The sequence below is a fragment of the Candidatus Manganitrophaceae bacterium genome (assembly GCA_012960925.1).
Lineage (GTDB): Bacteria > Nitrospirota > Nitrospiria > SBBL01 > JAADHI01 > DUAG01.
In genome coordinates, this window is sequence record DUAG01000010.1 from 19,514 (window position 1) to 42,533 (window position 23,020).

The 23,020-nt window shown below is 46.6% G+C and carries 17 protein-coding genes; 9 read left to right on the forward strand and 8 right to left on the reverse strand.

What is annotated here, in order from left to right; all coding sequences use genetic code 11:
• Positions 1-48 precede the first annotated feature (48 nt).
• Positions 49-372 carry a rhodanese-like domain-containing protein gene (locus EYQ01_01260; protein HIE64443.1) on the forward strand — a complete coding sequence of 108 codons (324 nt, stop codon included), beginning with the start codon at positions 49-51 and terminating at the stop codon, positions 370-372.
• Here EYQ01_01260 and EYQ01_01265 read toward each other — a convergent pair whose 3' ends face one another.
• The 5 genes from EYQ01_01265 to EYQ01_01285 all read right to left on the reverse strand — a co-directional run bounded on the left by EYQ01_01265 (position 373) and on the right by EYQ01_01285 (position 4,154).
• Complete coding sequence (locus EYQ01_01265; protein HIE64444.1) at positions 373-819, reverse strand: molybdenum cofactor biosynthesis protein MoaE; 447 nt, start codon at positions 817-819, stop codon at positions 373-375.
• 52 nt (positions 820-871) lie between these two features.
• Positions 872-1,156, reverse strand: coding sequence for a MoaD/ThiS family protein (locus tag EYQ01_01270; GenBank protein ID HIE64445.1), 285 nt, complete (start codon positions 1,154-1,156; stop codon positions 872-874).
• Positions 1,157-1,347: 191 nt separating this feature from the next.
• Complete coding sequence (locus tag EYQ01_01275; GenBank protein ID HIE64446.1) at positions 1,348-1,749, reverse strand: hypothetical protein; 402 nt, start codon at positions 1,747-1,749, stop codon at positions 1,348-1,350.
• Positions 1,750-1,920: 171 nt separating this feature from the next.
• Complete coding sequence (gene lptG, locus EYQ01_01280; GenBank protein HIE64447.1) at positions 1,921-3,003, reverse strand: LPS export ABC transporter permease LptG; 1,083 nt, start codon at positions 3,001-3,003, stop codon at positions 1,921-1,923.
• A 2-nt stretch (positions 3,004-3,005) separates the two neighbouring features.
• Positions 3,006-4,154, reverse strand: coding sequence for a YjgP/YjgQ family permease (locus EYQ01_01285; protein HIE64448.1), 1,149 nt, complete (start codon positions 4,152-4,154; stop codon positions 3,006-3,008).
• A gap of 277 nt (positions 4,155-4,431) precedes the next feature.
• On the opposite strand from EYQ01_01285, the gene EYQ01_01290 reads away from it, so the two are divergent.
• The 8 genes from EYQ01_01290 (at position 4,432) to EYQ01_01325 (ending at position 19,196) form a co-directional block, all read left to right on the forward strand.
• Positions 4,432-5,961 carry a carboxypeptidase M32 gene (locus EYQ01_01290; protein ID HIE64449.1) on the forward strand — a complete coding sequence of 510 codons (1,530 nt, stop codon included), beginning with the start codon at positions 4,432-4,434 and terminating at the stop codon, positions 5,959-5,961.
• A gap of 304 nt (positions 5,962-6,265) precedes the next feature.
• Positions 6,266-6,628: a DUF1844 domain-containing protein gene (locus EYQ01_01295; GenBank protein HIE64450.1), complete on the forward strand. Its 363-nt coding sequence runs from the start codon at positions 6,266-6,268 to the stop codon at positions 6,626-6,628.
• A gap of 94 nt (positions 6,629-6,722) precedes the next feature.
• On the forward strand, positions 6,723-10,709 hold the full coding sequence (locus EYQ01_01300; protein HIE64451.1) for a hypothetical protein: 3,987 nt from the start codon (positions 6,723-6,725) through the stop codon (positions 10,707-10,709).
• 20 nt (positions 10,710-10,729) lie between these two features.
• On the forward strand, positions 10,730-13,429 hold the full coding sequence (gene bamA, locus EYQ01_01305) for an outer membrane protein assembly factor BamA (protein ID HIE64452.1): 2,700 nt from the start codon (positions 10,730-10,732) through the stop codon (positions 13,427-13,429).
• Positions 13,430-13,459: 30 nt separating this feature from the next.
• Complete coding sequence (locus EYQ01_01310; protein HIE64453.1) at positions 13,460-14,845, forward strand: tetratricopeptide repeat protein; 1,386 nt, start codon at positions 13,460-13,462, stop codon at positions 14,843-14,845.
• Positions 14,802-15,452, forward strand: coding sequence for a DUF4390 domain-containing protein (locus EYQ01_01315; GenBank protein HIE64454.1), 651 nt, complete (start codon positions 14,802-14,804; stop codon positions 15,450-15,452). The genes EYQ01_01310 and EYQ01_01315 overlap by 44 nt, the downstream gene beginning before the upstream one ends.
• A 23-nt stretch (positions 15,453-15,475) precedes the next feature.
• Entirely contained in the window at positions 15,476-17,701 is a 2,226-nt protein-coding gene (locus EYQ01_01320; GenBank protein ID HIE64455.1) for a PAS domain-containing protein, read from the forward strand.
• Positions 17,702-17,819: 118 nt separating this feature from the next.
• Entirely contained in the window at positions 17,820-19,196 is a 1,377-nt protein-coding gene (locus EYQ01_01325; GenBank protein HIE64456.1) for a sigma-54-dependent Fis family transcriptional regulator, read from the forward strand.
• Positions 19,197-19,211: 15 nt separating this feature from the next.
• Here the strand turns inward: EYQ01_01325 and EYQ01_01330 are convergent, their stop codons facing one another.
• From EYQ01_01330 to EYQ01_01340, 3 genes are read right to left on the reverse strand one after another with little or no spacing between them, the layout of a single operon-like run.
• Positions 19,212-21,665 (reverse strand): copper-translocating P-type ATPase, encoded by a 2,454-nt coding sequence (locus EYQ01_01330; GenBank protein HIE64457.1) that lies wholly within the window; start codon positions 21,663-21,665, stop codon positions 19,212-19,214.
• A 25-nt stretch (positions 21,666-21,690) separates the two neighbouring features.
• The gene (locus EYQ01_01335; GenBank protein ID HIE64458.1) at positions 21,691-22,389 is read right to left on the reverse strand and encodes a glycosyltransferase; all 699 of its coding nucleotides are present in this window, start codon (positions 22,387-22,389) and stop codon (positions 21,691-21,693) included.
• Positions 22,390-22,400: 11 nt separating this feature from the next.
• Positions 22,401-22,676: a transcriptional regulator gene (locus tag EYQ01_01340; GenBank protein HIE64459.1), complete on the reverse strand. Its 276-nt coding sequence runs from the start codon at positions 22,674-22,676 to the stop codon at positions 22,401-22,403.
• Positions 22,677-23,020 lie beyond the last annotated feature (344 nt).

Genomic DNA, 23,020 nt, shown 5'->3' on the forward strand with positions numbered 1-23,020 from the left:
GTCGATTATCATCAAACACAATACTGTGGAAAGAAAATGGAGGGAAGAATGGCCAAGGACCAGATTTTACCGCTTGAGGTTAAACGGCAAAGGGAAGAAGGTGCAACGTTTGTCATCCTGGATGTCCGCGAACCCTGGGAATTCCAGATGGCACATATTCCGGAATCCATCCTAATTCCGCTGGGACAGCTAGAGGCGAGAATGGGAGAACTCGATCCAGGGAAAGAGATTATCACTTTGTGTCATCATGGCATCAGAAGTCAATCAGCCATGGAAATCCTGAAGCAATCCGGCATTAAAGATGTGAAGAACCTGAGCGGGGGGATTGATGCTTACTCCCGATTGGCGGATCCAAGTATTCCCAGGTATTAGTTATGGGTGTTCTTCCACCCAGACATCTCCTTGCGGTGTGGTCTCTTTTTTCCAGATAGGGGTAATTCTTTTCAACTCATCAATAGACCAGGAACAGCCTTTAAAGGCATCTGCCCGATGTTCCGCGCCTACGATAATTAATACGATATTATCGCCGATTGACAAGCTTCCCACACGATGAATAATGGTCACCTCGATAATGTCGAAGTCTTTCAGAGCTTGTTCACGAATCTCCGAAAGTCGGGTCTCGGCCATCCCGGGATAATGCTCAAAATCGATCTTATCGACATCATGGCCCTTGGAAAAGTCCCGGGCAGCCCCGAGGAAGGCCACGATGCCTCCGATGCGCTTCGAACACCCCTTTATCTTGTTAACTTCGTCTTCAACGCTAAAGTCCTCCAGTTGAATTCGAACTCGCTCTGTATTCTTCTTTGTTGTGGTATCCATTCGTTCCTTTCGTATGAGCCCTATGATCCTGGTTCTCAGGAAAACTACTGAATCAGGCTCTGCTTTGGGCTGCCCCTCCGGCAAAAGGAGGGAGGAAGGCGACTTCATCACCATTTCTGATAAGGCAGTGTTTTTCAGCCTTTTCCTGGTTGACAGAGATCAGGATTCTTCTCTCGCTGAGCAGGTCTTTTAAGGCAGGGAGTTCCTCCTGGAGCTTTTCGATGAGTTGTGCGAGAGTTGTCTCTTTTTCAATTTCAAGAGAGAGTTCGTCTTTCCCGACAAGGTGTTTCAGGACTGCAAAAAACCGTACTTTAACCACTGAATTTACTCCGATAATGAGGTATTAAAAAATACCGTTTTCAAGAACAGGTGTCAAGAATCCAGAAAATCCCAAATCAGTCCTTGGATCTTCGGAGAATTGAAGAACTCTTCCTCGAGCGTCTAGAATTCTTCGACGGAGAGGGGCAATGATTTTATTTTTATTCGTTCGCGGAGCGTGTTTATCCTGGACCTCTTTCTACTTTTTAACTACTTGGCCTGAGACCTCTTGCAATTCCATCCGTTTCCCTCTAAGGTTCTGACGGTTGCAGCAATTTCCTCTGGTGTAATATGATCACTCATGTATTGAACCATAGTGTATTTCCTGCCGCTAAAGCCTTCCACCGCTTTCACTCCCATCTGTTTCATCAATGCTTCATGAATTTCTTCAGGGTGGCGGTGGCAAAATGGTCCTGAGAGATTGATCCTGACTTCTTTTGCCCCTGGAGCCATCACCGATTCTTCTTTCTTTTTCGAGGAAGAGTGGTGATGCTCCTCTTTTTTTTCCGGGTGAGAATGTTCCTCGTCCGCCAATACGGGAGAAGGGAGCGTCAGGAAGCTGAGGAGTAAGAGTATGAGGAATAACAGTAAAGTTTTGCGTCGCAGTTTCATATCCAAGACCTTTTGATTGTATTGTTGGAAACGAATCCCTTCTAGGCTATCCTGAGAGGAACAAACCATCCTTAACTAGAGAGGGGAAGATACCGTGACCGTTCGCTGTCGAACCACGTTATCGATAAACAGGTTTGATTGTATGGTGCTTTGACCTACTTGTCAACGCGTCTACTGCCGGATATTCAAAAAGAGGTAACTCCCAATGATCAAGAGAAGGATGTTTGCGCTCCAGGCTGCCAGCCAGGGAGGGAGGGCCCCAATATGTCCCAGTGACACTGTAATTGAAAAAACAAGCCAGTAGAAGAAAGCGATGCAGAGGCTGATTGAGATCCCTCTCGCCAGGCCGGCACTTCGGTTGTCTTTAAGCGCAAAGGGGATTCCCAGTAGAATCATCATGAAGTTGACGAAAGGAAAGGCCTCTTTCGCGCGTAAATCGACCTGATACCTTGTGGCATCAAAACCATCTGTGGTGAGTTGATTGATATACGATTGTAGTTTCTGTGCCGTCATTTCATTTGATTTGACAGCAACCTGTTGAAAATCTTCAGGCTTCTTATTAAGAGGGATAGTCTCTCGATCGAAGGTGCGAACCTGAATTGATCCATCCGGCTGAAATTCCCGATGAATCCCATTTGACAAAAACCATTCTCCATCCTCATAGGAGAGTCCTTCGGCTTCAATCTCTTTCGGAAGCTTATAATCATCTCCGAGATAATAGATATGAACGCCCCGCATAGTCTTCTTATCCGGGTTGATCACCTGGATGTTAAAGATCGTCCGATTATCCAGACGGAGCCATATCCTGTTCTGGGCAAAATCCCCGAATCGTTTTTTACCTTGAATTTTTTCGAAACGAATAATCTTTGACCGTTCGTAGGAGGAAGGAATGAGAGATCCATTCAGAAAATAAAAAAGGACACTGATGCCAAATGCAAAGACAAGAAGCGGTGTGGCCAATGCAAAGATACTGATCCCGGAGCTTTTGAAGGCGGTAATTTCGTTATTCTTGGAAAGTCCTCCAAAGGTGATCAGGGTAGAAATAAGAAGGGCCAGAGGAGTCAAATCAAAGATAAATCTGGGGAGACGATTTAAAAAGTACTGAAATACCAGGATAGCGGGTGGATGATATGCATGAAACTTCCTGATCTTCTCAACAAACTCGATGGAGAGGTAGATGAGTACAAGTGCTCCCAGCGTAAGAAAGAAGATCTTGAAGTATTCCCTCAGGACATATCGCGTCGTCAAGGACATCTTTATGGTCTCTTATTGGAAAACTGAAGAAATTTCGGGAAAGATTCATTCGCCGTCATTGCTAAGAGATAGAGACAGAAGGGGATCAAGAAGAAGTGGGGAAATGAGGCCCCGATAATTGGCGGAGCGAGATGGATTGAGATAAGATAGTCGCCAAAAGTTGTCAGGAGATAATAAAGTCCGATGATCGCGATCCCGACGGTAAACCCGCCAACACGAGTGAGTCGGCCTGAAATAATTCCGAGCGGAACGCCGATGATCCCGAAGACGAGGGCCGCAAGGGAAAGGGCAAAGTGCTTATAAAAAGTTGAGAGCCGTTGGAGCGACTGAAGATCTTTCCCGCCAGAGGCTTCAATTTCTTTCTTCATCTCGCTAAAGGAAGGTCTTTTTGTAAGAGCTTCCTGCCTTCCGGCGAAAGAAGAAAGATCAACCCTCAAGTCATAGCGTTCAAAGGTCATCCGTTGATAATCGAGCTTATCCTTCCCCCGACGGTGGAGGCTTCCTTCCTGTAAATGAAATCCAAAGACCTCGTTGTCCGGGTCAGTAGTCAAGGTCCCCCGTTTTGCGACGATCATAACCGGCATTTCCGCATTTCTCCGGTCGATGATAAATACCCCCTCCATTTCCGAAAATGTCGGCATCGACTCGACATAGATCATCAGCTTCGAAAAAGTCTCATTAAAACGGCCCTCCTCCAGACCCACATTGATCCGCTTCTTTAGGATTTTTATGGCAAGCGATTTAAAGGATCCTTTCCCAAGGGGCTGCGCAAGCATTCCCATGGAGAGGGTGAGCAGGGAGGCGAGGAGAGAGAAGAGGAGGACGGGCCGAATCAGGCGGTAAAAACCGATGCCAACTGATTTCAGGGCGATGATTTCATTATCTGAAGAAAGTCGCTCAAAGGTAACGACCGATGCCAGCATCACAGCCATCGGAATCGACAGTAAAAAGAAAGAAGGGAGAAGGTACAAGAAAATCTGTGCCACGCTGACCAGGTCCACCCCTTTTCCGATGACCAGTTCCATTAACCTGAGAAGCTGTTGGATGAGTATGAGGAATGTGAGGATGAAGATCCCAATCAGAAATGGGATGGTCAACTCTTTCAGAATATAGCGGTCCAGGGATTTAAACATAGTGGCACGAATATACATGGGTTTTACTTTGTTTGTAAATATTGGAACCTATGATTAAGTCTGGGCTGAATTTTTAGGGAGATAGAATGTTTCGATTCAAGGCATAAATCGCAGAGAATAGCCTGCTATTTTCAAGATTTACAACGCAGAAGTGGGACATTATTGCCCTGAAAAATAATTTATGACTTATTCAGAGGTGCCTATATTACGGTATCGAGTTGATGGATCAAAAGATCTGATAGCTACATATAAACTTGGAATTTTGTAGAAAAGAATATAGAATATTTAGACCCTTATGAAAACTATTGACGATCTTAAACCACTCATTACAGCCCTTCAAGAGATTCAGCAAATTGCAAGCGCCGTCGCGCTGCTTTCCTGGGATCAGGAAACCCACATGCCTCTAGGAGGTGGAGAAGCGCGGGCCGAACAGCTTTCCGTTCTTGGCGCATTAGTCCATGAAAAACGCATTGGTGAGGAGATGAAGAGGCTTCTCTCAAAATGGCTTGAACTAGAAACGGGAAAGCTACAGGAAGGTGACGCCGCCTGGGATGAACCCGCGCGCGGGCTATTAAGAGAAGTCTGGAACGATTACAGTAAGAGCACAAAGCTACCCTCCGACTTCGTTCGAAGGATCGGAAAAGCGGCTTCCCTTTCACACCAGGTATGGGTCGAGGCCCGGAAGAAAAATGATTTCCCCCTCTTTGCCCCGTATCTCAAAAAAATGATCACATTGAAGAAAGAGGAGGCGGCCTATCTGGGCTATGACGATTCTCCCTATGATCCTCTTTTGGATTCCTATGAGCCTGGGATGACCGTCAAACAGATCGCCCCCCTTTTTGCAGCGTTGAAGGCCGATCTTGTTCCAATTCTCGAAAAGATTATGGTATCTCGGGTAAAATTGAAAGAGGATTTTCTCCATTTTCATTACCCAATCGCTCAGCAGTTGGTCTTCGGCAGAGAGATTCTGGAGGTGATGGGATATAATTTCCAAAACGGGAGGCAGGACCTATCCGCCCACCCTTTTACGATCTCCTTTCATCCAACCGACGTCCGGATTACAACACGGGTGGAAGTAAAGGATATGTGCTCTTCTCTCTTTAGCTCGATTCATGAAGGGGGACATGCCTTGTATGAGCAGGGCCTTTCTCCCGAATATTTTGGTTCACCGCTTGGAGAAGCGGTTTCACTGGGTATTCACGAAAGCCAGTCCCGCCTATGGGAAAATTGTATCGGCCGGTCGAGGCCGTTCTGGCGGCACTTCTATCCTATCCTTCAGGCGCATTTTCCAGATCAATTAAAGACGATCGACTTGGAGTCATACTATACTGCAATTAATATTGTTCGCCCTTCACTGATTAGGGTCGAAGCGGATGAGTTGACCTATAATCTGCACATCATGGTCCGTTTTGAGATTGAAAGGGCATTGATTGAGGGGGACCTTGACGTGGCCGAACTTCCTGGGCTATGGAAGGAAAAAATGAGGGAATATCTCAGCATTGTTCCCGAATCAGATTCCGAGGGGGTACTACAGGATGTTCACTGGTCCGGCGGAGCGATCGGTTATTTCCCGACCTATACACTGGGTAATCTTTATGCTGCACAGATTTTCAGGCAAGCAAAAATGGAAATCCCTGAATTAAGCCCTCAGATTGAAAAGGGGGATCTACTTCCGCTTAAAGAGTGGTTAAACAAAAAGATTCATCGTTGGGGAAGGCAATACCGTAGTGGGGACCTTATTCGACGGATAACGGGTGAACCCTTGAATCCACGCTATTTTATTGAAGCCCTGAATGAGAAGTTCGGCGAGATTTACTTGTTTTGAAGAACCCCGCCCTAGAGGGGCGAGGATTCTCCAACTCGAAAGGATAAAAACCTTAATATTTTTATTTGCTCGCTTACCCCTGGAATGGCGGGGATTGCGCTCACTATGCGTGTTCATAACCAGATATGGTCTGATTTCAGATTCTAATACTGAGGCTCCTGAAGTTAGCTGTTAATTTTGATTTCCCCTTCAATTTCCCTTTAAGCCTTGAAAAATCAATGGGTTTGTGATAAATTGGACATTGCGGTGAGGCAGGATGGAAGAAGTGCAGAAATTCAAGATCAGGGATCGTCGTTCCTTTCTCATGAACGAACCGGGAGAAAGGACGTCCGAAGATAAATCTTCGTTAGAAGCAAAAGAGAAACCGGATTCCTCCTTTGAGAAAAAGGATTCTCACCAAGCAGCCGGGACCTATCCTGTCAATTTTTCTTCCTTTATTCTATCCTTGGCCACATCAGCGCTGATAAATCTTGAGGAAGAGGCGAATCCGGCAACTGGAGAGAAGTCAGTTCAGTTGCCGATGGCAAGGCAGGTCATTGATCTTCTCACCCTTCTTGAAGAAAAAACCCAGGGAAACCTTTCAAAGGATGAGGCTGGGTTGATCTCTCAGCTGCTCTTTACCTTGAGGATGAAATTTGTTGAAATGGAAAAGAAAGCCCATTCCTGATCTGACCCCCTTCCTTTGATAACAAACCGCATGGAGTGAAGGCCTAATACCTTATTCCGTCTCTCCCGGTTCCCTTATAGTAGAGGAGCCCTATTTGTCAAAGAAGTGGGTTCTAGTCCCTTTATTTACACTAATCCTTCTGGCCGTCGGTTCTCACTTCTTCTTCCAGAGTGGTTATGTCTCGTCGAAGGCCAAACAATTTGCTGAAACACGTATTACAAGCCTGCTGAACAGGAAAGTCCAGATTCGTTCTGCCCAAATAAACCTCCTTTCCGCCTCTGTTTCCTTGACAGGGGTTTCTATTGAGATCCAAAAATCCGGATCCCCTTCTGAGTTCATTTCCGAAAAAATCCGGATCGCCTTCAGCCCTTGGTCTCTTTTCATGGAGGCTTTTATGATCGGAGAAGTTGTGATCGACTCTCCTGTCCTGGTCCTGACCGAACAGACCCTGGATGAAATAAGATCCGCCCCCCTTCCTCAGGTCTCCGAAACAGAGGACACTCCGGAAAAAGTGGTCATACGTTCTATTCTGATCAGAAATGGACGCTTCTCCTACCAGGGAGAGAATAATGTCAAGGCGGTTTCGCTCGATAAATTTGACCTAAAAATCGACCCCAATTTAAAGATGGATCGCTTCGAGATCAAACTTTCAGGGGAGGAAGTCGTCTTCTCTACAGACAGGGGAGATGGACGCCTGGAACGATTTGAAGTGAAAATGCTTGTCCATCCTGACGGGATTGATCTGGAGAAGGCATCGCTTACCTCCAGGCAGTTGACCCTTCTGGGCGAGGGTATTTTTACCTTCGGCCATGAAAATCCACTTGATTTTAGATTTGATGCCCAGATACCGGTCGCACATTTTGACCTTGAACACGCAGGCGCTTCCAGAGATCTACTTCTACGAGGGAAAAAATTGTCTGGAAAATCGGTTCTCCTTGGACAATTATCCGGTTCCCTTGCAAACCCGAATTTAAAAGGGAGAATGATTCTTTCACCGCTCTTCCTTGACGGCCAGGAAATCGGAACACTTGAGGCGAATGTGACCTATGACAAGGGCTTGCTTACTTTCGACGCGGTTTCGGGGGAGGTTTTTTCCGGGTCAGTTTCCGGGAGCGGGCAGGTACACCTCCCTCTCGTGGCGAATCCAGATAAAGAACCGGACGAAGCGCCAGGCTATCAACTTAAGTTGGAGTATCAGGGGCTTTCTCTTCACAAGGTGATACAGAACATCCGGGGCGATGATGTGGAGGGGGATCGACTATTGGAAGGGGTCTTTCTTGATGGTAATGTTGTCCTGTCGGGGGGAAATTTTGACAGTAAAGGCCTTATAGCGAAAGGCCACATTAATGCGGTACGGCACCCTCTTTTTTCTCCCGCACTGCCTGCAAAAGCAAAGCGCTTTCCCAGGCTCATGTCCCTTTTTAGCAACGGAGCGTCGCGATGGCTTTGGTCTGAGGGTCGGTTGCTCATGGACAAAGGGACGATTGCCTTCCCGGATATGAGGGTAGACTTTCAAGGAGAATGGAATCAAGAGGTCGGACTTGTCCTCAATACAAAGGCCCACAGCGAAGAAGTCAAGGGGCTTGCCGCTTTGCTTCGAATTCCGCTCACCGGACGAATTGAGCTCAAGGGGATTCTGGGCGGTCGCATTGCGCAACCTACGTTTGAAGGAGAACTTCTTGTTGAAAAGTGGTCGCTAAGGGATCAATCCTTTGGAACGCTTTCATCACAGGTATCTTATGCAAACAAGAAGGTCAGTTTAAAACAGGGCACCTTAAGGAGTTCTTCCTCTTTTTCTCAGGGGAAGAAAAGAAAGGGAAAAAGGGATCTCGCCCAATACCAATTTGAAGGGGAGGTGGGCTTTGAGGATTATCCGATCCCCGCATTTGATCTCCGTGTTGACTTGAAATCAGCCAATCCTATGGAAATTCTGAACTTGTTTAAAAGACCGATTCCCCTCCAGACAACAGCGACAGGCCATTTGCTCATTCAGGGGTCTCCCAAAGATTTGAATGTACATGGATCTCTTATATTCTCAAAAGGAGTACTTTATGGTGAATCTTTTGAACGGGGAAAGCTCAAATTGACCGTGACCGAAAAAGAGGTTCGTTTTCGAAATGTTGTCCTTAAAAAGAAACTTGCCCGTCTTGTCGGTGAGGGGGAGGTGGGGTTCCGCGGAGTTTATAGGATTGCGTTACGGGGGAAGCACCTACAGGTTCATAAATCCGGATTTTTCCAATCGCGCCTGCCCTTCCTTGGCGGAGAGGTGGACCTGGAGATTTCGGGAAAAGGAAGTTTCAAGGAACCGGGATTGAATGTACATGTCGACATAAAAGACTTGCGTTATGGCGACCTGGAGGGAGGGAGAGGGAAACTGACAATTGACTGGCATAACCAGAAGATCAAAATGGAAGGGAAGCTTCCTGGAAAAGACTTTTACCTGGAAGGGCAGGCCGCCCTAACGGACTCCTATCCGTTCTCTTTTAAAAGCCACTTTGATACCCTTCAACTTGCCCCTTTCTTCAGGGCTCATCTCACCGGTCTTATTTCGGATATCGGGATTCAACTCACAGGAACAATGGAAGGACAGGGTGAGTTCTCTCACCTGGAGCGTGTGAACCTGAAAGGATCATTCACAAAGATGCTGGCAGATTTTAGCGGTTACAACATTCAGAATGACGGCACCATCATGATTCATTCGGAAGAGGGTAACTTTCAGATAAAAGACAGCCGTTTCAAGGGGGAGAATACTTCTTTGGCCTTCAACGGGAACATCGCCCTTCTGAGAAGCTGGGACCTCCTGGTGGAGGGGGAAGCGGACTTGAACCTGATCAAGTTTTTTACGAAACAGATCTCCTCTGGCAGTGGAAAAGCGGTTCTTAGTCTCAGTGTTTCCGAGCATTGGAAAAAACCCCACATCAACGGAGTCCTCCACCTCAAAAATGGTAAGATTCGGACTGCAGCTTTTTCCAGGATGATTCTCATCGATTCTCTGGAGCTTGTTTTTAATCAGGATCATCTACTTCTTGAAACTTTTGAAGGGAAAGTCGGGGGAGGACGGTTTCATGGCAGTGGGAAGGCCCGTATCTCTGGATTATCCCTGAAGTCGTTCGGCTTTTTACTGACCCTCGAAAATGCAGGCGTGCAAATTCTGCCCAAGCTGATTGCAACGGTTGATGGAGATCTCTTATTCCAACGCAATGAGAAAGGCCAGTCACTCAAGGGGGAGTTAAAGCTAAAACGCGCTGTCTATAAAGAGCGGACAGATCTAAAATCCTTGATCACAAAGATCAATAAAAAGAAGGGGAAAGCCCTCTGGCGCGATGCCCCGATTTCCGGAAGAACGGCGTTGAACATTCATATCTATGCAAGGGAAGGAGTCTGGATTAACAACAACATTGCGAAGATCCCTTTGTCGCTCGATCTCTTCCTAAGAGGTTCTAATGAACAACCTCTACTGATTGGGCGGATTGATCTTCCCAGAGGGAAAATATTTCTCAGAAGAAACCATTTCAGGCTTATCTCCGGTTCAGTCGATTTCCTGAACCCCGAAAAGATCGACCCGACGTTTGATATCCATGCAAAAACAGACATCCGGAATTACGCGACGGATCAGACTTACAAGGTCGAACTGTCGCTAAGAGGAACCTTGTCCCAAATCACCTTAAGTCTGGCATCATATCCTTCGCTTCCTCAGGCGGATATCCTTGCCCTGCTCACGATTGGGAAAACAACAGCGGATATTGTCGAAGGCGGCGCAGGGGGGGAGGCGACCGCGTTTGTCGTTTCAGAATTATTAGAGGAACCCGTCCAGAGAGTCACCGGGGTCGACCGGATTCAAGTCAACCCAACGGTTGGAGGGTCCAATGGTTCGAAAACCTCCAATGGGACTCGCTTTACTGCTGAAAAAAGGCTTCTGGAAGACCGTTTAATTGTGGTTTATTCTACAACGCTTGATCCCTCAGAAGAAGATTTAATTCGAATGGTGTATGAGGTGAATAAGAATATCTCTCTGGTCGGAAATAGGGATGACAGAGGGCAAATAGGAGGGGATATTCGATTTCGATTCGAGTTTCGCTAATATTCATTCTATTTCTCTTAGTGAGTCCTGATGTTCTCCTTGCGACGGAATGGGAAGGACGTGTTATTGCGCAGATCACCTTTGACCGTGCGGGTAATATTTCGGATGAGGATTTACTTCAACTTATCCGAATGAATCCTGGAGACCGCTTCAAGTACGATAATATTCGGAAGGCGATTAAACATCTTTATCAGACAGGACACTACAAAGATATCCTGGTCGAGGCTGAACCCTCCGGAAAGGATCGGGCCGCGCTTCACTTCATTCTGATTGAAAGACAATTTCTATCCTCAATCCGTATCTCGGGGAATCACACTATTTCTGAAAAAGATATCCTCAATGCGCTGTCATTTAAGCCCGGAGACGTGTTTACAGAGGCTTATTGGCGTGAGTTGCTCGCTCAAATCGCTTCATTTTATCAGAAAGAGGGATTTTTTCGCGTCAAGTTTTCATCGCAAATGCAATCAGAGAATGAGGATAGAAGGAAAATAAAGGCCGCCCTCAGAATTGATGAGGGAAAGCGTGTTCGGATCCGCACGCTCACTCTCCAGGGAGAAAAGTTTTTTCCGAACTGGATCCTGGCACTCAGGATTTTCTCGCATAAGGGAGAGTTTTATCGGCATCGTGTTTTTGAGGAAGATATCTATCGGCTGAAATCATTTTATGAATTGAAAGGTTATCTGAAGGCAACGGTAGGTCCGGCCGTGGTGACTTATATTGAAGAGACCAATGAAGTTGACATACTTCTTTCTCTCAACTCATCGAACAAGATCAACTTTTTTTTTGAAGGGGAAAACCTCTTCTCTCGAAAAAAACTTGAATCACTCTTGCTGATCAAAGAAGAGCGTAGCGACGACGAAGATGTCCTGGAAGAAAGTGCCCGTCAGATCGAAGGACTTTATCGTCAAGAGGGATATCCATTCGCGGAAGTGAAATCTGTTTTTAGACGTTTTCCTTCGGAAAATAGGATAGAGGTCCACTTTAAAATAAAGAGCGGATTCAGGGCAAAGATTCGAGAGATTCGATTTTCCGGTAATTACGCATTCAGACAAAAACGTCTTCAGGCGCTCATTTTACTACAGGAAGAAGGCCTGATTAAAAAACAGCTTTATACGGAAGAGGCCCTTGATGAAGATGTTACGCTTTTATCTAACTTTTACAAGGAAAATGGTTTTCAGGACATTGAGATAAAGGGTATTCCAAAATTTGATGCTCTCCAGAGATACCTGACTGTCGTCTTTAGGATCGATGAAGGAATTCGCACCCGAATTGAAAACATTGCTATTGTAGGCAGTCGGGCCCTTTCCGAGGCTGAACTTCTCGGCGTTCTGGGCGAGCATTCCCAAACGCCCTATAATGAAACCGTTGTCGGGGAGGGCAGGGCGAAACTGCTGTCAGCTTATTCAAGAAAAGGATATTTACATACTGATATTACACCAGCTATCGACTCCTCCCTCGACCGAACCAACGTGAGAATAACCTACCATGTGACTGAGGGCGTTCAGGTCCGGTTAGGCCAGATTCACCTGAAAGGGAATCTGCGTGCCAAAGATTATGTTCTACTCCGGGAGATCACTATTCGGGAAGGAGATCTATATAACCCCGAGAAACTCCTGGAGAGCCAGCTTAGGCTTTCTAAAATCGGACTCTTTTCGGTGCTGCATTTTGACCCCATCCAATTCGAGGATAATCTGACCACACAGGATGTTCAACTCACTGTTGAAGAAAGACCAAGCATTGCCCTGGACTTCGGATTTGGTTTTGGAAACAGAGAACGACTTCGCGGCTTCGTCGAGGTTTCACATCGTAATCTTTGGGGAACGAGCCGCTCACTGAGTGCACGGGCTGAGGGTAGCCGAGTTGAAGAACGGTATCAAATTAATTACAGAGAACCTTGGTTCCTGGGTAAAAAGATTAACGCGAAGCTTACTTCCACCTATGAGGACCTGGAGGAAGTTTCTTTTGACCTGGAAACGTTCAGCGGCGCCTTTGGCCTTGATAAATCATTTACAGACCACCTTAGAGGGTCTATTCTCTATGAATATGAACTCCGGAGAACAAGTAATGTGGCACCAACGACCACACTGAGTCCTGAAGATATCGAGAGGTTTACAATTGCGACGATGAACCTTTCACTCATTCGTGATTCACGCGATGATCCCTTTAATCCTCGTAGCGGTTCAGTGAATGGAGTGTCTATAAGGAACGCGGAAACATTTCTCGGTTCAGATGTCGAACTGGTGAAGACAACAATTCAAAGCCGATGGTACTTCTCTCTAGGCTCACACATGGTCTTTGCCTTGTCTGCCAGGGCCGGTGTTGCAAAACGCTTAGGGGAAACGACCCTGATTCCTCTTTCGGAACGTTTCTTTGTCGGGGGAAGAAGCACTGTGCGAGGTTATGATGAGGATGAACTGGGCGTACAAAATGTCACGATTATCAACGGAGAGCCAACCGGCGGAGAGGCAATGGTTGTCCTCAACGAGGAACTACGGATCTTCCTCCCTAAATCGTTTGGTCTCGTCTTATTTTTTGATCATGGAAATGTCTGGAGAAATTATCAAGATATTTCTCTTTCCCAGGCGAAATCAAGCGCTGGAATAGGATTGCGGTATAATACTCCTATAGGCCCTTTGAGATTTGATTGGGGGTACAAACTGAACCGTGAATTTTCTGAAGAACCCTGGGTTCTCCACTTCACCTTGGGACATGCCTTCTAATTGGAATAAATTCTAGGCACAAAGAAGAAAATGTCAAACACATCCCATATCCGACCCGTTTATATCTTGATTCTTGGAACGGCCATTCTCTTATTCTTTTATCTCAATAAGGGAAAAAATATCACTGAGATCTTCACATCCCCATCTGAAAGGGGAACGCCTGTACTGTCAGATGAGGGAACCTTTTTTCCTCCTTCCACCGATGGCCCTTCGACCGTCATCGATATTCCTTCAAAGGATCTCCCCGAGTGGGCATTGATAAATCGTAAAGCCTTGACTGCATTTAACCAATCAAATTACCAGGAAGCCCTTACCCTTTTTCAAAAAGCATTGAAGCAGCGACCGGGTGATGATATCCTGGATAAGAATATTGCACAGGCCTACGCTCAACTTGGATGGAAGGCTATTCGGAGTAACCGATATTCGGAGGCAATCCTTAAATTTGATAAGGCCATAGAGGCTGTCCCAGGCGAAACCGCCCACTATATTGGAAAAGCTCTGGCACTGCATCGGCTTGAACGGGGATTTGAGGCACTTGAAACCCTTGAAACCGGTCTTCAACTCAATCCAATAGAGGCGGTTTTATACAGAATCGGGGGACAGATCTATTATGATCGAAATGAATATGAGAAGGCCATTCATGCTTGGGAAAATGTGCTTCAAATCACGCCTGAAGATCATTCCCTCTCCGTTTCTCTGGAAAAGCTGAAACGAGAGCAACGCCTTTTTTCAGGTTTTCAGAGAGAAGGGACAAACCACTTTACCCTGTTGTTTGAAGGTCAGGAGGATCGAACCTGGATCAGGCCGGTGCTACAGTCTCTTGAAGACGCTTATCAGGAAATTGGTCAGACGATATCCTATTATCCACAGAGGACCATTTTTACCGTTCTGTATACCGATCAACAGTTTCGGGATGTGACAAAAAGCCCGGCTTGGACGAAGGCCCTCTTTGACGGCAAAATACACCTTCCGGTCGGGGGAAGGCTTCAGGATTTAAAATTATTGAAAAAACTGATCTATCATGAATATACTCATGCTCTGGTTCATCAACTTTCAGGCGGAAAGGTGCCCACCTGGCTCAATGAAGGTTTGGCTATTTTTTTTGAAGAGAAAGCAAGGCAGGGGAAGGTAAGGCGGACAGTCCTCCGGGAGCGTGCACCTAAATCAATGTTGCCCTTGGAAAAGCTACATGGATCTTTTATGACATTTGATAAAATGACAGCCGACAGGGCGTATGAGGTGAGCGAGATTGCGACGGCTTATCTGATACAGCGGCATGGTTTTTTTAGAATCAAGCAACTCTTGGAGAAATTGTCCTCCGGTCAGCCATTTCCGGCGGCGTTTGATGAGACCTTCTTGATTTCTTACAAAGATTTTCAAACAGAATTACGGAGAGAAGCTCCCCGTGGCCGGTAATCTAGAGCAGGGAAAGGTCCTCACGAGATCGGTCAATATTTTTCTTTTGGTGATCCTTACATTTCTGTCGGCCACTTCCGAGGTCATCGCAGATGGATTCGGACGGATAGAGAACGTTAAAGTGGAACTGGTACGAGAAGAGATCATCGTTTCCGCAGACCTCGCTCAGGGTTTTCGTCCAAAGATCGTTAATGAAATCCACAATGGTATTCAGAAAGAGTTTCACTACTATATCCTGGTAAAGCGAAAAGAAACAAATTGGATTTTTGATGAAGAGGTTCTCTCACGAAATATCCTCTATACAGTAAAATATGACACCCTCAAGAAAAATTACCGAGTAATTTTTACTGACGGCAACAAGGTTATCGAGAATATTTTTGATGATTTTGATTCCGTGAAAAAGATGGTTTTGCATGTAAATCGTGTGAAACTTTCTCTGGCCAAGGTTATAAGATCTTCCGACCGCTATTATGTCAGTGTCAAGGCACAAATGAAGGCGGCCAAACTCCCTTTTTATCTCGATTACTTCCTCTTTTTTATTCCCTTTCTTGAAATTGATACGCCTTGGTCTAACTCAGCGACCATCTCTTTTCAAATCTTGAAATAGCGCATTTACATGGGGTCCAGTTGGTGAATCAGGATAGTACAAAAATAGGGAAGACGAAAAAAAAGAGCGTCTTTCGCCCTGTCTGGATCACCGCGCTCTTCTTGACTGCTTCGGTTTCACTTACATTTCTTCTCTTTCGAGGCATCGAACACCCTTCTCAATTTTCAACAAATATTCTCGTACTAACACTGGTGAATGTAAATATCACGCTTACGATTGTCCTGGTCCTCCTCCTTTCCAGAAATCTGATTAAAGTCTATTTTGAAAGGAAGCGAGAGCCGGGAAAATCAAGGTTCAAGAGCAAGCTTGTGGGTGCATTTCTCGGCCTCTCGTTGATCCCATCAATTCTTTTGTTTATCGTTGCCAGTGGCCTTTTGACAAGCAGTATTGAAAACTGGTTTTCCATTCAAGTGGAAAAATCACTTGACCAGTCTCTGGGCGTTGCTCAGGACTATTATGAACAGAATCGCCAAAATGTTGTCCGTACCTCAAATGAAATCGGCCGCTCCCTCCTGGAACGTAACATGGTCAAAAGTGCTCGGAACAGAGTGGCCAACTTTCTGGAAAGACGGCGGGAAGAGCACGGTGTTCAGGCCGTCCATCTCTTCACGCCGGAACTCCGTCATATTGCCAGGGCTTCAGAGAAGGAATACGCGGCCAGCCCTCCATCGCCGGATTTTCTTGAGAAAATCCTTGAATCTAATCAAAACCTTAAAAGTGGAGAGAAGGAACCTCTCCCTCTTTCTATTCAATCAACACCGAAAGGAGATCTTATCCGGGGCGTCATTCCATTACGTTCAAGAAACCGCATTGTTGCAATCCTTGTGGTCGACCATCTGATCCCTCTTGACGTTGTTCAGAAGATGGAGGGAATCAAGAAATCGGTCGAAGAATACAAACAGTTGAAGGCATTCAAGAACCCTATTAAGGGAAGCTACATCCTTTCTTTCCTGATCATTGTCCTCTTGATCATCTTTTCGGCGGTATGGTTCGGTATCTACTTTTCCCGAACCATTACTGTTCCAATACAGCGTCTTGCCGAGGGGACACAAGCCGTTGCGGGTGGAGATTTAAATTTCCAGCTTGATGTCCGGGCAACCGATGAACTGGGCGTACTGGTTGATTCTTTTAACAAAATGACGTCTGACTTAAAGCAGGGGCAGGAAAAAATTAAAGAGGTGAATCGTTTTCTCCTGGTGTCGAACCGGGAATCGGAGGGACGCCGCGCCTATATGGAAGGTGTCCTGCAAAATATCGGCGCGGGCGTTATTTCTGTCGATGAAAAAGGAAGGATCGCGACTTTTAATCCGTCAGCAAGCAAGATTTTCAGTGTCCCGCCCAATGAGGCCATTCAGAAGGACTTTATTGATTTCTTCTTATCCCGAAAAATGGGGGGAATCACCGACCTCTATCAGCAGATGCAAGCAGCGGGGGAAAAGTCTTTGGAGGAAGAAATTATTGTCGAAGTTCAGAATAGGCTATTGACCCTGCGCATCACGCTTTCGGTTTTGCAGGGACACGACAAAAGGCTTCTGGGCTTTGTGATCGTTTTTGATGATTTGACCGAACTCATCCGGGCTCAAAAAGTTGCGACCTGGCAGGAGGTAGCCCGTCGAATTGCCCATGAAATTAAAAATCCTCTCACCCCGATTCAGCTTTCCACCGAGCGTCTTCGGAAGAAATATTTCCAGGGGTCCTCCGATTTTGATAAAATCTTTGATGAATCGACCCGAATCGTGATTAACGAGGTACAGGGCCTGAAGCGATTGGTTGATGAATTCTCGGAATTTGCCAGGCTCCCTCCTCCTCACCGCAGCGTGCAAACAATCAACCCAATTTTACAGGAGGTGATTCTCCTTTATCAAACAAGTCAAAAAGACATCGTCGTCACTTCTCAGTTTGATGAAGATATTCCCATGCTGAATTTGGATCGTGACCAGATCAAACGTGTATTCCTGAATTTATTTGAGAATGCGGTTGAAGCCATGGAGGGGGAGGGCGGCGTCTATATTGCGACGGCATACGATCTGGCCCAACAAAAGGTTCGGATAGAGGTTTCTGATGAGGGTGTGGGTATTGAGCCTGATGATCTTGAGAAACTGTTTCTCCCTTATTTTTCTAGAAAAAAAACCGGAACAGGGCTCGGATTGGCCATTGTCAATCGCATTGTGACAGATCATAATGGACAAATTCGCGTCGCACCCCGACATCCAAAAGGGACAACCTTTACCATTGAGTTCCCCGTATAGGGATGACATATTCAGCATGCCTAGATAAAGCTTCAGGGCAAGGCGTGAGGATTCGAGAACTACAGCAGCGCCGTCATGGTGGCTTAAACGAGTCTCAATAGTTACCAAAGGAGATTACTTGGCTGAACAGATTTTACTCGTAGATGATGAACCGGCGATCCTCTCCACGCTATCGGGTATCCTGAGCGATGAGGGATATGATGTTCATGTTGCAGGGAATGGGGTCGATGCGCTTCAACAGGTGAAAACCACTTCCCCCGAAGTTGTCTTGCTTGATATCTGGATGCCGAACCCGGACGGGCTTGTCACCCTAAAGAAGATAAAAGCTTCCTCTCCAGAGGTCATTGTTGTCATGATGTCAGGCCATGGTTCAATCGAAACGGCCGTGAAAGCGATCAAGCTGGGGGCTTATGACTATATCGAAAAACCTCTCTCTTTGGAAAAAGTAATCCTGATGGTGAAGCATGCCCTGACCGAACGTAGGCTGCAACAGGAAAACAAGACACTGAAAATGATGGTGGAAAAAAGATATGAAATGATTGGTGAGAGTCCGCCCATCCTTGATTTGATTCAACAGATCAAAATGGCCGGTCCCTCCCAGGGCCGGGTATTGATCTCAGGGGAGAACGGAACGGGGAAAGAGTTGGTCGCCAGGATGATCCATGCGGAAAGTCCGAGGAAAGCAAGGCCATTTCTCGAGATCAATTGTGCCGCGATTCCAAGCAACCTTATTGAAAGTGAACTTTTTGGATATGAGAAGGGTGCCTTCACCGGGGCGGAACGTCAGAAAAAGGGACAGTTTGAACTGGCTCACGAGGGAACACTCTTTCTTGATGAAATCGGGGACATGTCTCTTCCGACCCAATCAAAGGTTCTTCGGGTATTACAGGATCAGGTTTTTTATCGGGTCGGTGGGGGGGAACGGATCAAGGTCAATGTCCGAGTCATCGCAGCGTCGAACAAAGACCTCTCGGAAGAGATCAAGGAGGAAACCTTCCGTGAAGATCTGTATTACCGTTTAAATGTGATCCCTTTACATGTCCCTCCTCTCAGGCAACGTGCAGAGGATATCCCGCGCCTTATTGCTCACTTTATGAAAGAGCTCTCTCAGGAGCAAGGCCTCAAGCCCAAAAGAATAGAAGCAGAAGTTTATGATTTAATGAAGCAATATGGGTGGCCGGGCAATGTGAGAGAACTCAGAAACATTACTGAGAGACTAATGATCATGGTCCCGTCCCAAGTGATTACACAGGACGATCTTCCTGACTTTATCCAATACGGGGAGGGGGATCAATCTCAGATCCTACAATCGACATCGACGCCTGCCTCTTCGCTGAAAGAAGCCCGTAGTCTTTTCGAAAAGAAACATATTCTGGAAAAGCTTGGGGAAAATAACTGGAATGTCATTAAAACAGCGGAAGCGCTGAAGATTGAGCGGACCTATCTCTACCGGAAAATGAAGTTTCTCGGGATAGAGGCACCCGAGGAAAAATAAGACCGAAAAACCACCCTATACCGTGCGAAACCACCGGAGCCGAAGGGCATTTGTTACGACACTTACAGAAGAGAGTCCCATGGCTGCGGCAGCCAGGATGGGGGAAAGGAGGATGCCCGACAGAGGATAGAGGACACCCGCCGCGACGGGGATGAGAATGATGTTGTAGATAAAAGCAAAGAAAAGGTTCTGCCGGATATTCTTCATTGTCTCTTTTGAAAGTCGAAGTGCGGTGACAATCCCCCGAAGATCACCTCCGACAAGCGTAATGTCTGCAGCCGCCATGGCAACATCAGTTCCGGTTCCGATGGCCATGCCGATGTTCGCCTGGGCCAGCGCGGGCGCATCGTTTATTCCGTCTCCCACCATGGCGACACGATGCCCCTTCTTTTGAAGTTCTTTTATTTTTTGGGCCTTCTCATTTGGAAGCACCTCTGCGATGACCTGGTCAATCCCAACTGCCTGAGCAATAACCTCCGCTGTTTTCTTTTGATCCCCAGTGAGAAGCAGGGTCTTTAAGCCAATTCGATGCAAGGCCGCAATGACCCCGTTTGCACCTTCTTTTACGGTATCAGAGACTGCGATAATCCCAAAACATTCATTCCCGATAACTACAAACATCGGTGTTTTCCCTTCTTCCAAAAGGCGAACGCCGGCCTTTTGAAATGTCTTCATGGAGATTTCTTTTTCCTCAAACCATCGGGCGGTTCCGAGCAGGACCACTTTCCCCTGAATCACCGCCTGGATTCCTTTTCCGGGAATGGCTTCAAAGTCTTCCGGCTCGACGAGGTCAATTTTTTCGTCTTTAGCCGCCGTTAATATCGACTGGGCCAAAGGATGTTCTGAACCCTGTTCGGCGCTGCCGGCATAAAAGAGAAGTTTGTTCCGATCTTCTTTTCTGCTGATGACGTCGGTGACGGAAGGTTTTCCATGGGTGAGGGTCCCTGTCTTATCAAACACCACCATATCCACCTTCTGAGCCATCTGCAGCGCCTCGCCGCTTCGGATTAAAACTCCGGATTCAGCCCCGCGGCTGATTCCAACCATGACAGATGTCGGCGTGGCCAGACCCAGCGCACAGGGGCATGCGACGATCAAGACGGCGACGGAGGCAATGAGGGCGTGGGTCAACTGTGGAGCGGGGCCCACAAGAAACCAGACGATAAAAGACAAGAATGCAATCCCCATTACTGTCGGGACAAAGAAAGAAGCGATCTTGTCGGCCAGTTTGGCAATGGGCGGTTTGCTTCCTTGCGCTTCTTCAACAAGGCGGATAATTTGAGAAAGGACCATCTCTGAACCTACTTGCGTCGCCTTGAAAGCAAATCGGCCGGTCTGGTTCAATGTTCCGCCGATAACGGAGTCTCCGCCCTTTTTTTCGACCGGAAGACTCTCCCCTGTAATCATGGATTCATCTACCGAGGAGTATCCCTGAATGATTTCTCCATCGACCGGAATCTTTTCTCCGGGACGGACAACAATCTGGTTCCCCACCTGAACATCGGACAAGGGGACTTCCTTCACTTCGCCATTGCTTTGCAAGATAGAGGCTGTTTTTGCCTGAACACCCATTAATTTTCGTATCGCCTCAGAGGCCTTCCCCCGGGCGCGCGTTTCCAGTAATCTTCCTATCAAAATAAGGGTCACGATGGCGGCAGAGGTATCGTAATAGACCACGGGGTTCACCCCTTCCCCAACAAAGAGGTTCGGGAAAAAAGTGGCCATAAAACTGTATGCATAGGCGGCAGAAGTTCCCACAGCGATCAGGGTGTTCATATCTGATGTCCAATGCCTTGCCGCAGCCCATGCGCCCTTATAAAATTGCCTTCCAGCCCAGAATTGAACCGGTGTGGCTAAGAAAAATTGTACCATGAGGTTCATTTTTGAATGAGCCGGGAACAGAAAATCCAATCTAAAGAAGTCGGCATGCATCACAACTGAAATGGCAAGCGTCAGAATAAGTGAACCGAAAACTTTTCGGCTGGAAGCCGAACGAGATTTATCTTTCTGGACAGCACCTTCCGGGAGGATTTTTCCTGAATCGGGCGCTTGATATCCAAGCTTTCGGATGACATCTTTTATCGCTTTAATATTTATCAGGGTCGGCAAATATTCAATCGTTGCCTTTTCAGAGGCCAGGTTAACCGAGGCCAGAAAGATCCCGGTCTGGCTTTTCAAGGTTCCTTCAATTTTTGCGACGCAGGAAGCGCAGGACATTCCCTCAATCGGGATTGTCGTCTTTTCTGTCTTGATGTCATAGCCGATATGTTGAACCACTTGGATAATCTCTGTTGGGGCCCCGGACTCCTTCAGATATACGGTTGCTTTTTCAGTAGCAAAATTAACCGATGATGAAAGGACCTGCTCTGAGGCCTGTAAGCTCTTTTCGATACGGGAAGCGCACCCCGCGCAAGTCATTCCGGAAATAGGAAGATCTAAGCGGATTCCTTTGTGTTGATCGACTGTCATTTCACTTCCTTTAGCCAAGGTGGGTTCACGAATGATACCATTTAGCCAGCCTCAATGGAGAGACGCCTAGATAATATAAGACAAATAGAACGATATTCCGAAAACTGGTGTAAAAGTATCCTTTATGAGCCCATCTTCGTGGGGACGTTGTGACGGACTCTTTAAGGAGGATGACATGACCTTCTTGGCTCAAGCGCCGGATAAAGTCGATATCTTCCATTAGCGGCATCTCGCGATAGCCTCCAAGTTTTATAAATGTATCACGACGCACAAAAACTCCCTGGTCACCATAGGGAAGTTTTAGAACGACAGATCTTAAATTGGCCATCACGGAGATCATTTTCAAGAAAAAAAGAGGGGAGTCGATCCTGAGTCGAAATGCTCCCCCCATGGTAGATGGTGATTGAAGCGCAGACAGGATCGCCTCAAACCCTTGAGATGGGAGAAAAGAATCTGAATGGAGAAAAAGGAAGATGTCTCCCGCCGCCTGTTTCGCCCCTTCATTCATTTGCTCCGCCCGACTGCGAGGAGCGGAACACACAATCCGCCGAGTTCTACTCTTGGAGGCACTGGCCCAATCGCGTAGGACTTTATGGGTTTGATCATCACTCCCCCCATCAATAATGAGGACCTCGGCCATGGAAAATCGCTCAAGATGGGCCAGGAAGAGCGGGAGTATTTTTTCCTCGTTCAAAACCGGGACAATGACAGAGATACTGTTCATTTTGATGTGCTCTATTTCCCAAATTTAGAAAACATGGTCATCAATTCTTCTATTTTCTTTTCTCTTTCCGTCTTGTTTTTTGATTGAAACGCATTAACAACACAGCTTTCGAGGTGGCGCCTCATGGTCTCTTTTGCGACCCGTTCAAGAGCACCTTGGACGGCTGAGATCTGATGAAGCGTGTCCACACAGTAACGATCATTTTCGATCATCCGACCGATGCCCTTGACCTGCCCCTGAATCTTGGCGAGACGGGTAAGGATTTTTCTTTTGGTGTCATCATTCATCAGGCACTCCTTTAATATACTCTACCATGGTAGGGTATAAAAGCATTATACAAAATTTTGATGAATCTTGTCAAGACTCAACCTTTATCCCCGCATTACAAATAGATCATGATTGATTTCATCTCCTTATTACAATAGTATTTGTGATGTGGTTCCAAGTTCCTCATACTATTTTTAAACACGATTTGGCGCAAAAACATACTTAAGAATAGCCTAAAAGATGACAGAGAGCCAAAGCGATCATCACCCGGAGAAAGGGTAATCCCCCCATTAATAATGGTTCACAGAAGTAGAGCCTGTGTTGCCAGCGTCAATTTTTGATAGGGTGTAATTCCTCCAATCGC

What these genes read in the sequence shown, in the direction of transcription:
- EYQ01_01335 (HIE64458.1), bottom strand. Translation starts at nt 22,389, where the DNA reads ATGAACAGTATCTCTGTCATTGTCCCGGTTTTGAACGAGGAAAAAATA.
- EYQ01_01265 (HIE64444.1), bottom strand. Translation starts at nt 819, where the DNA reads ATGGATACCACAACAAAGAAGAATACAGAGCGAGTTCGAATTCAACTG.
- EYQ01_01285 (HIE64448.1), bottom strand. Translation starts at nt 4,154, where the DNA reads ATGTATATTCGTGCCACTATGTTTAAATCCCTGGACCGCTATATTCTG.
- EYQ01_01330 (HIE64457.1), bottom strand. Translation starts at nt 21,665, where the DNA reads ATGACAGTCGATCAACACAAAGGAATCCGCTTAGATCTTCCTATTTCC.
- EYQ01_01290 (HIE64449.1), top strand. Translation starts at nt 4,432, where the DNA reads ATGAAAACTATTGACGATCTTAAACCACTCATTACAGCCCTTCAAGAG.
- EYQ01_01275 (HIE64446.1), bottom strand. Translation starts at nt 1,749, where the DNA reads ATGAAACTGCGACGCAAAACTTTACTGTTATTCCTCATACTCTTACTC.
- EYQ01_01295 (HIE64450.1), top strand. Translation starts at nt 6,266, where the DNA reads ATGAACGAACCGGGAGAAAGGACGTCCGAAGATAAATCTTCGTTAGAA.
- lptG (HIE64447.1), bottom strand. Translation starts at nt 3,003, where the DNA reads ATGTCCTTGACGACGCGATATGTCCTGAGGGAATACTTCAAGATCTTC.
- EYQ01_01340 (HIE64459.1), bottom strand. Translation starts at nt 22,676, where the DNA reads ATGAATGATGACACCAAAAGAAAAATCCTTACCCGTCTCGCCAAGATT.
- EYQ01_01260 (HIE64443.1), top strand. Translation starts at nt 49, where the DNA reads ATGGCCAAGGACCAGATTTTACCGCTTGAGGTTAAACGGCAAAGGGAA.
- EYQ01_01310 (HIE64453.1), top strand. Translation starts at nt 13,460, where the DNA reads ATGTCAAACACATCCCATATCCGACCCGTTTATATCTTGATTCTTGGA.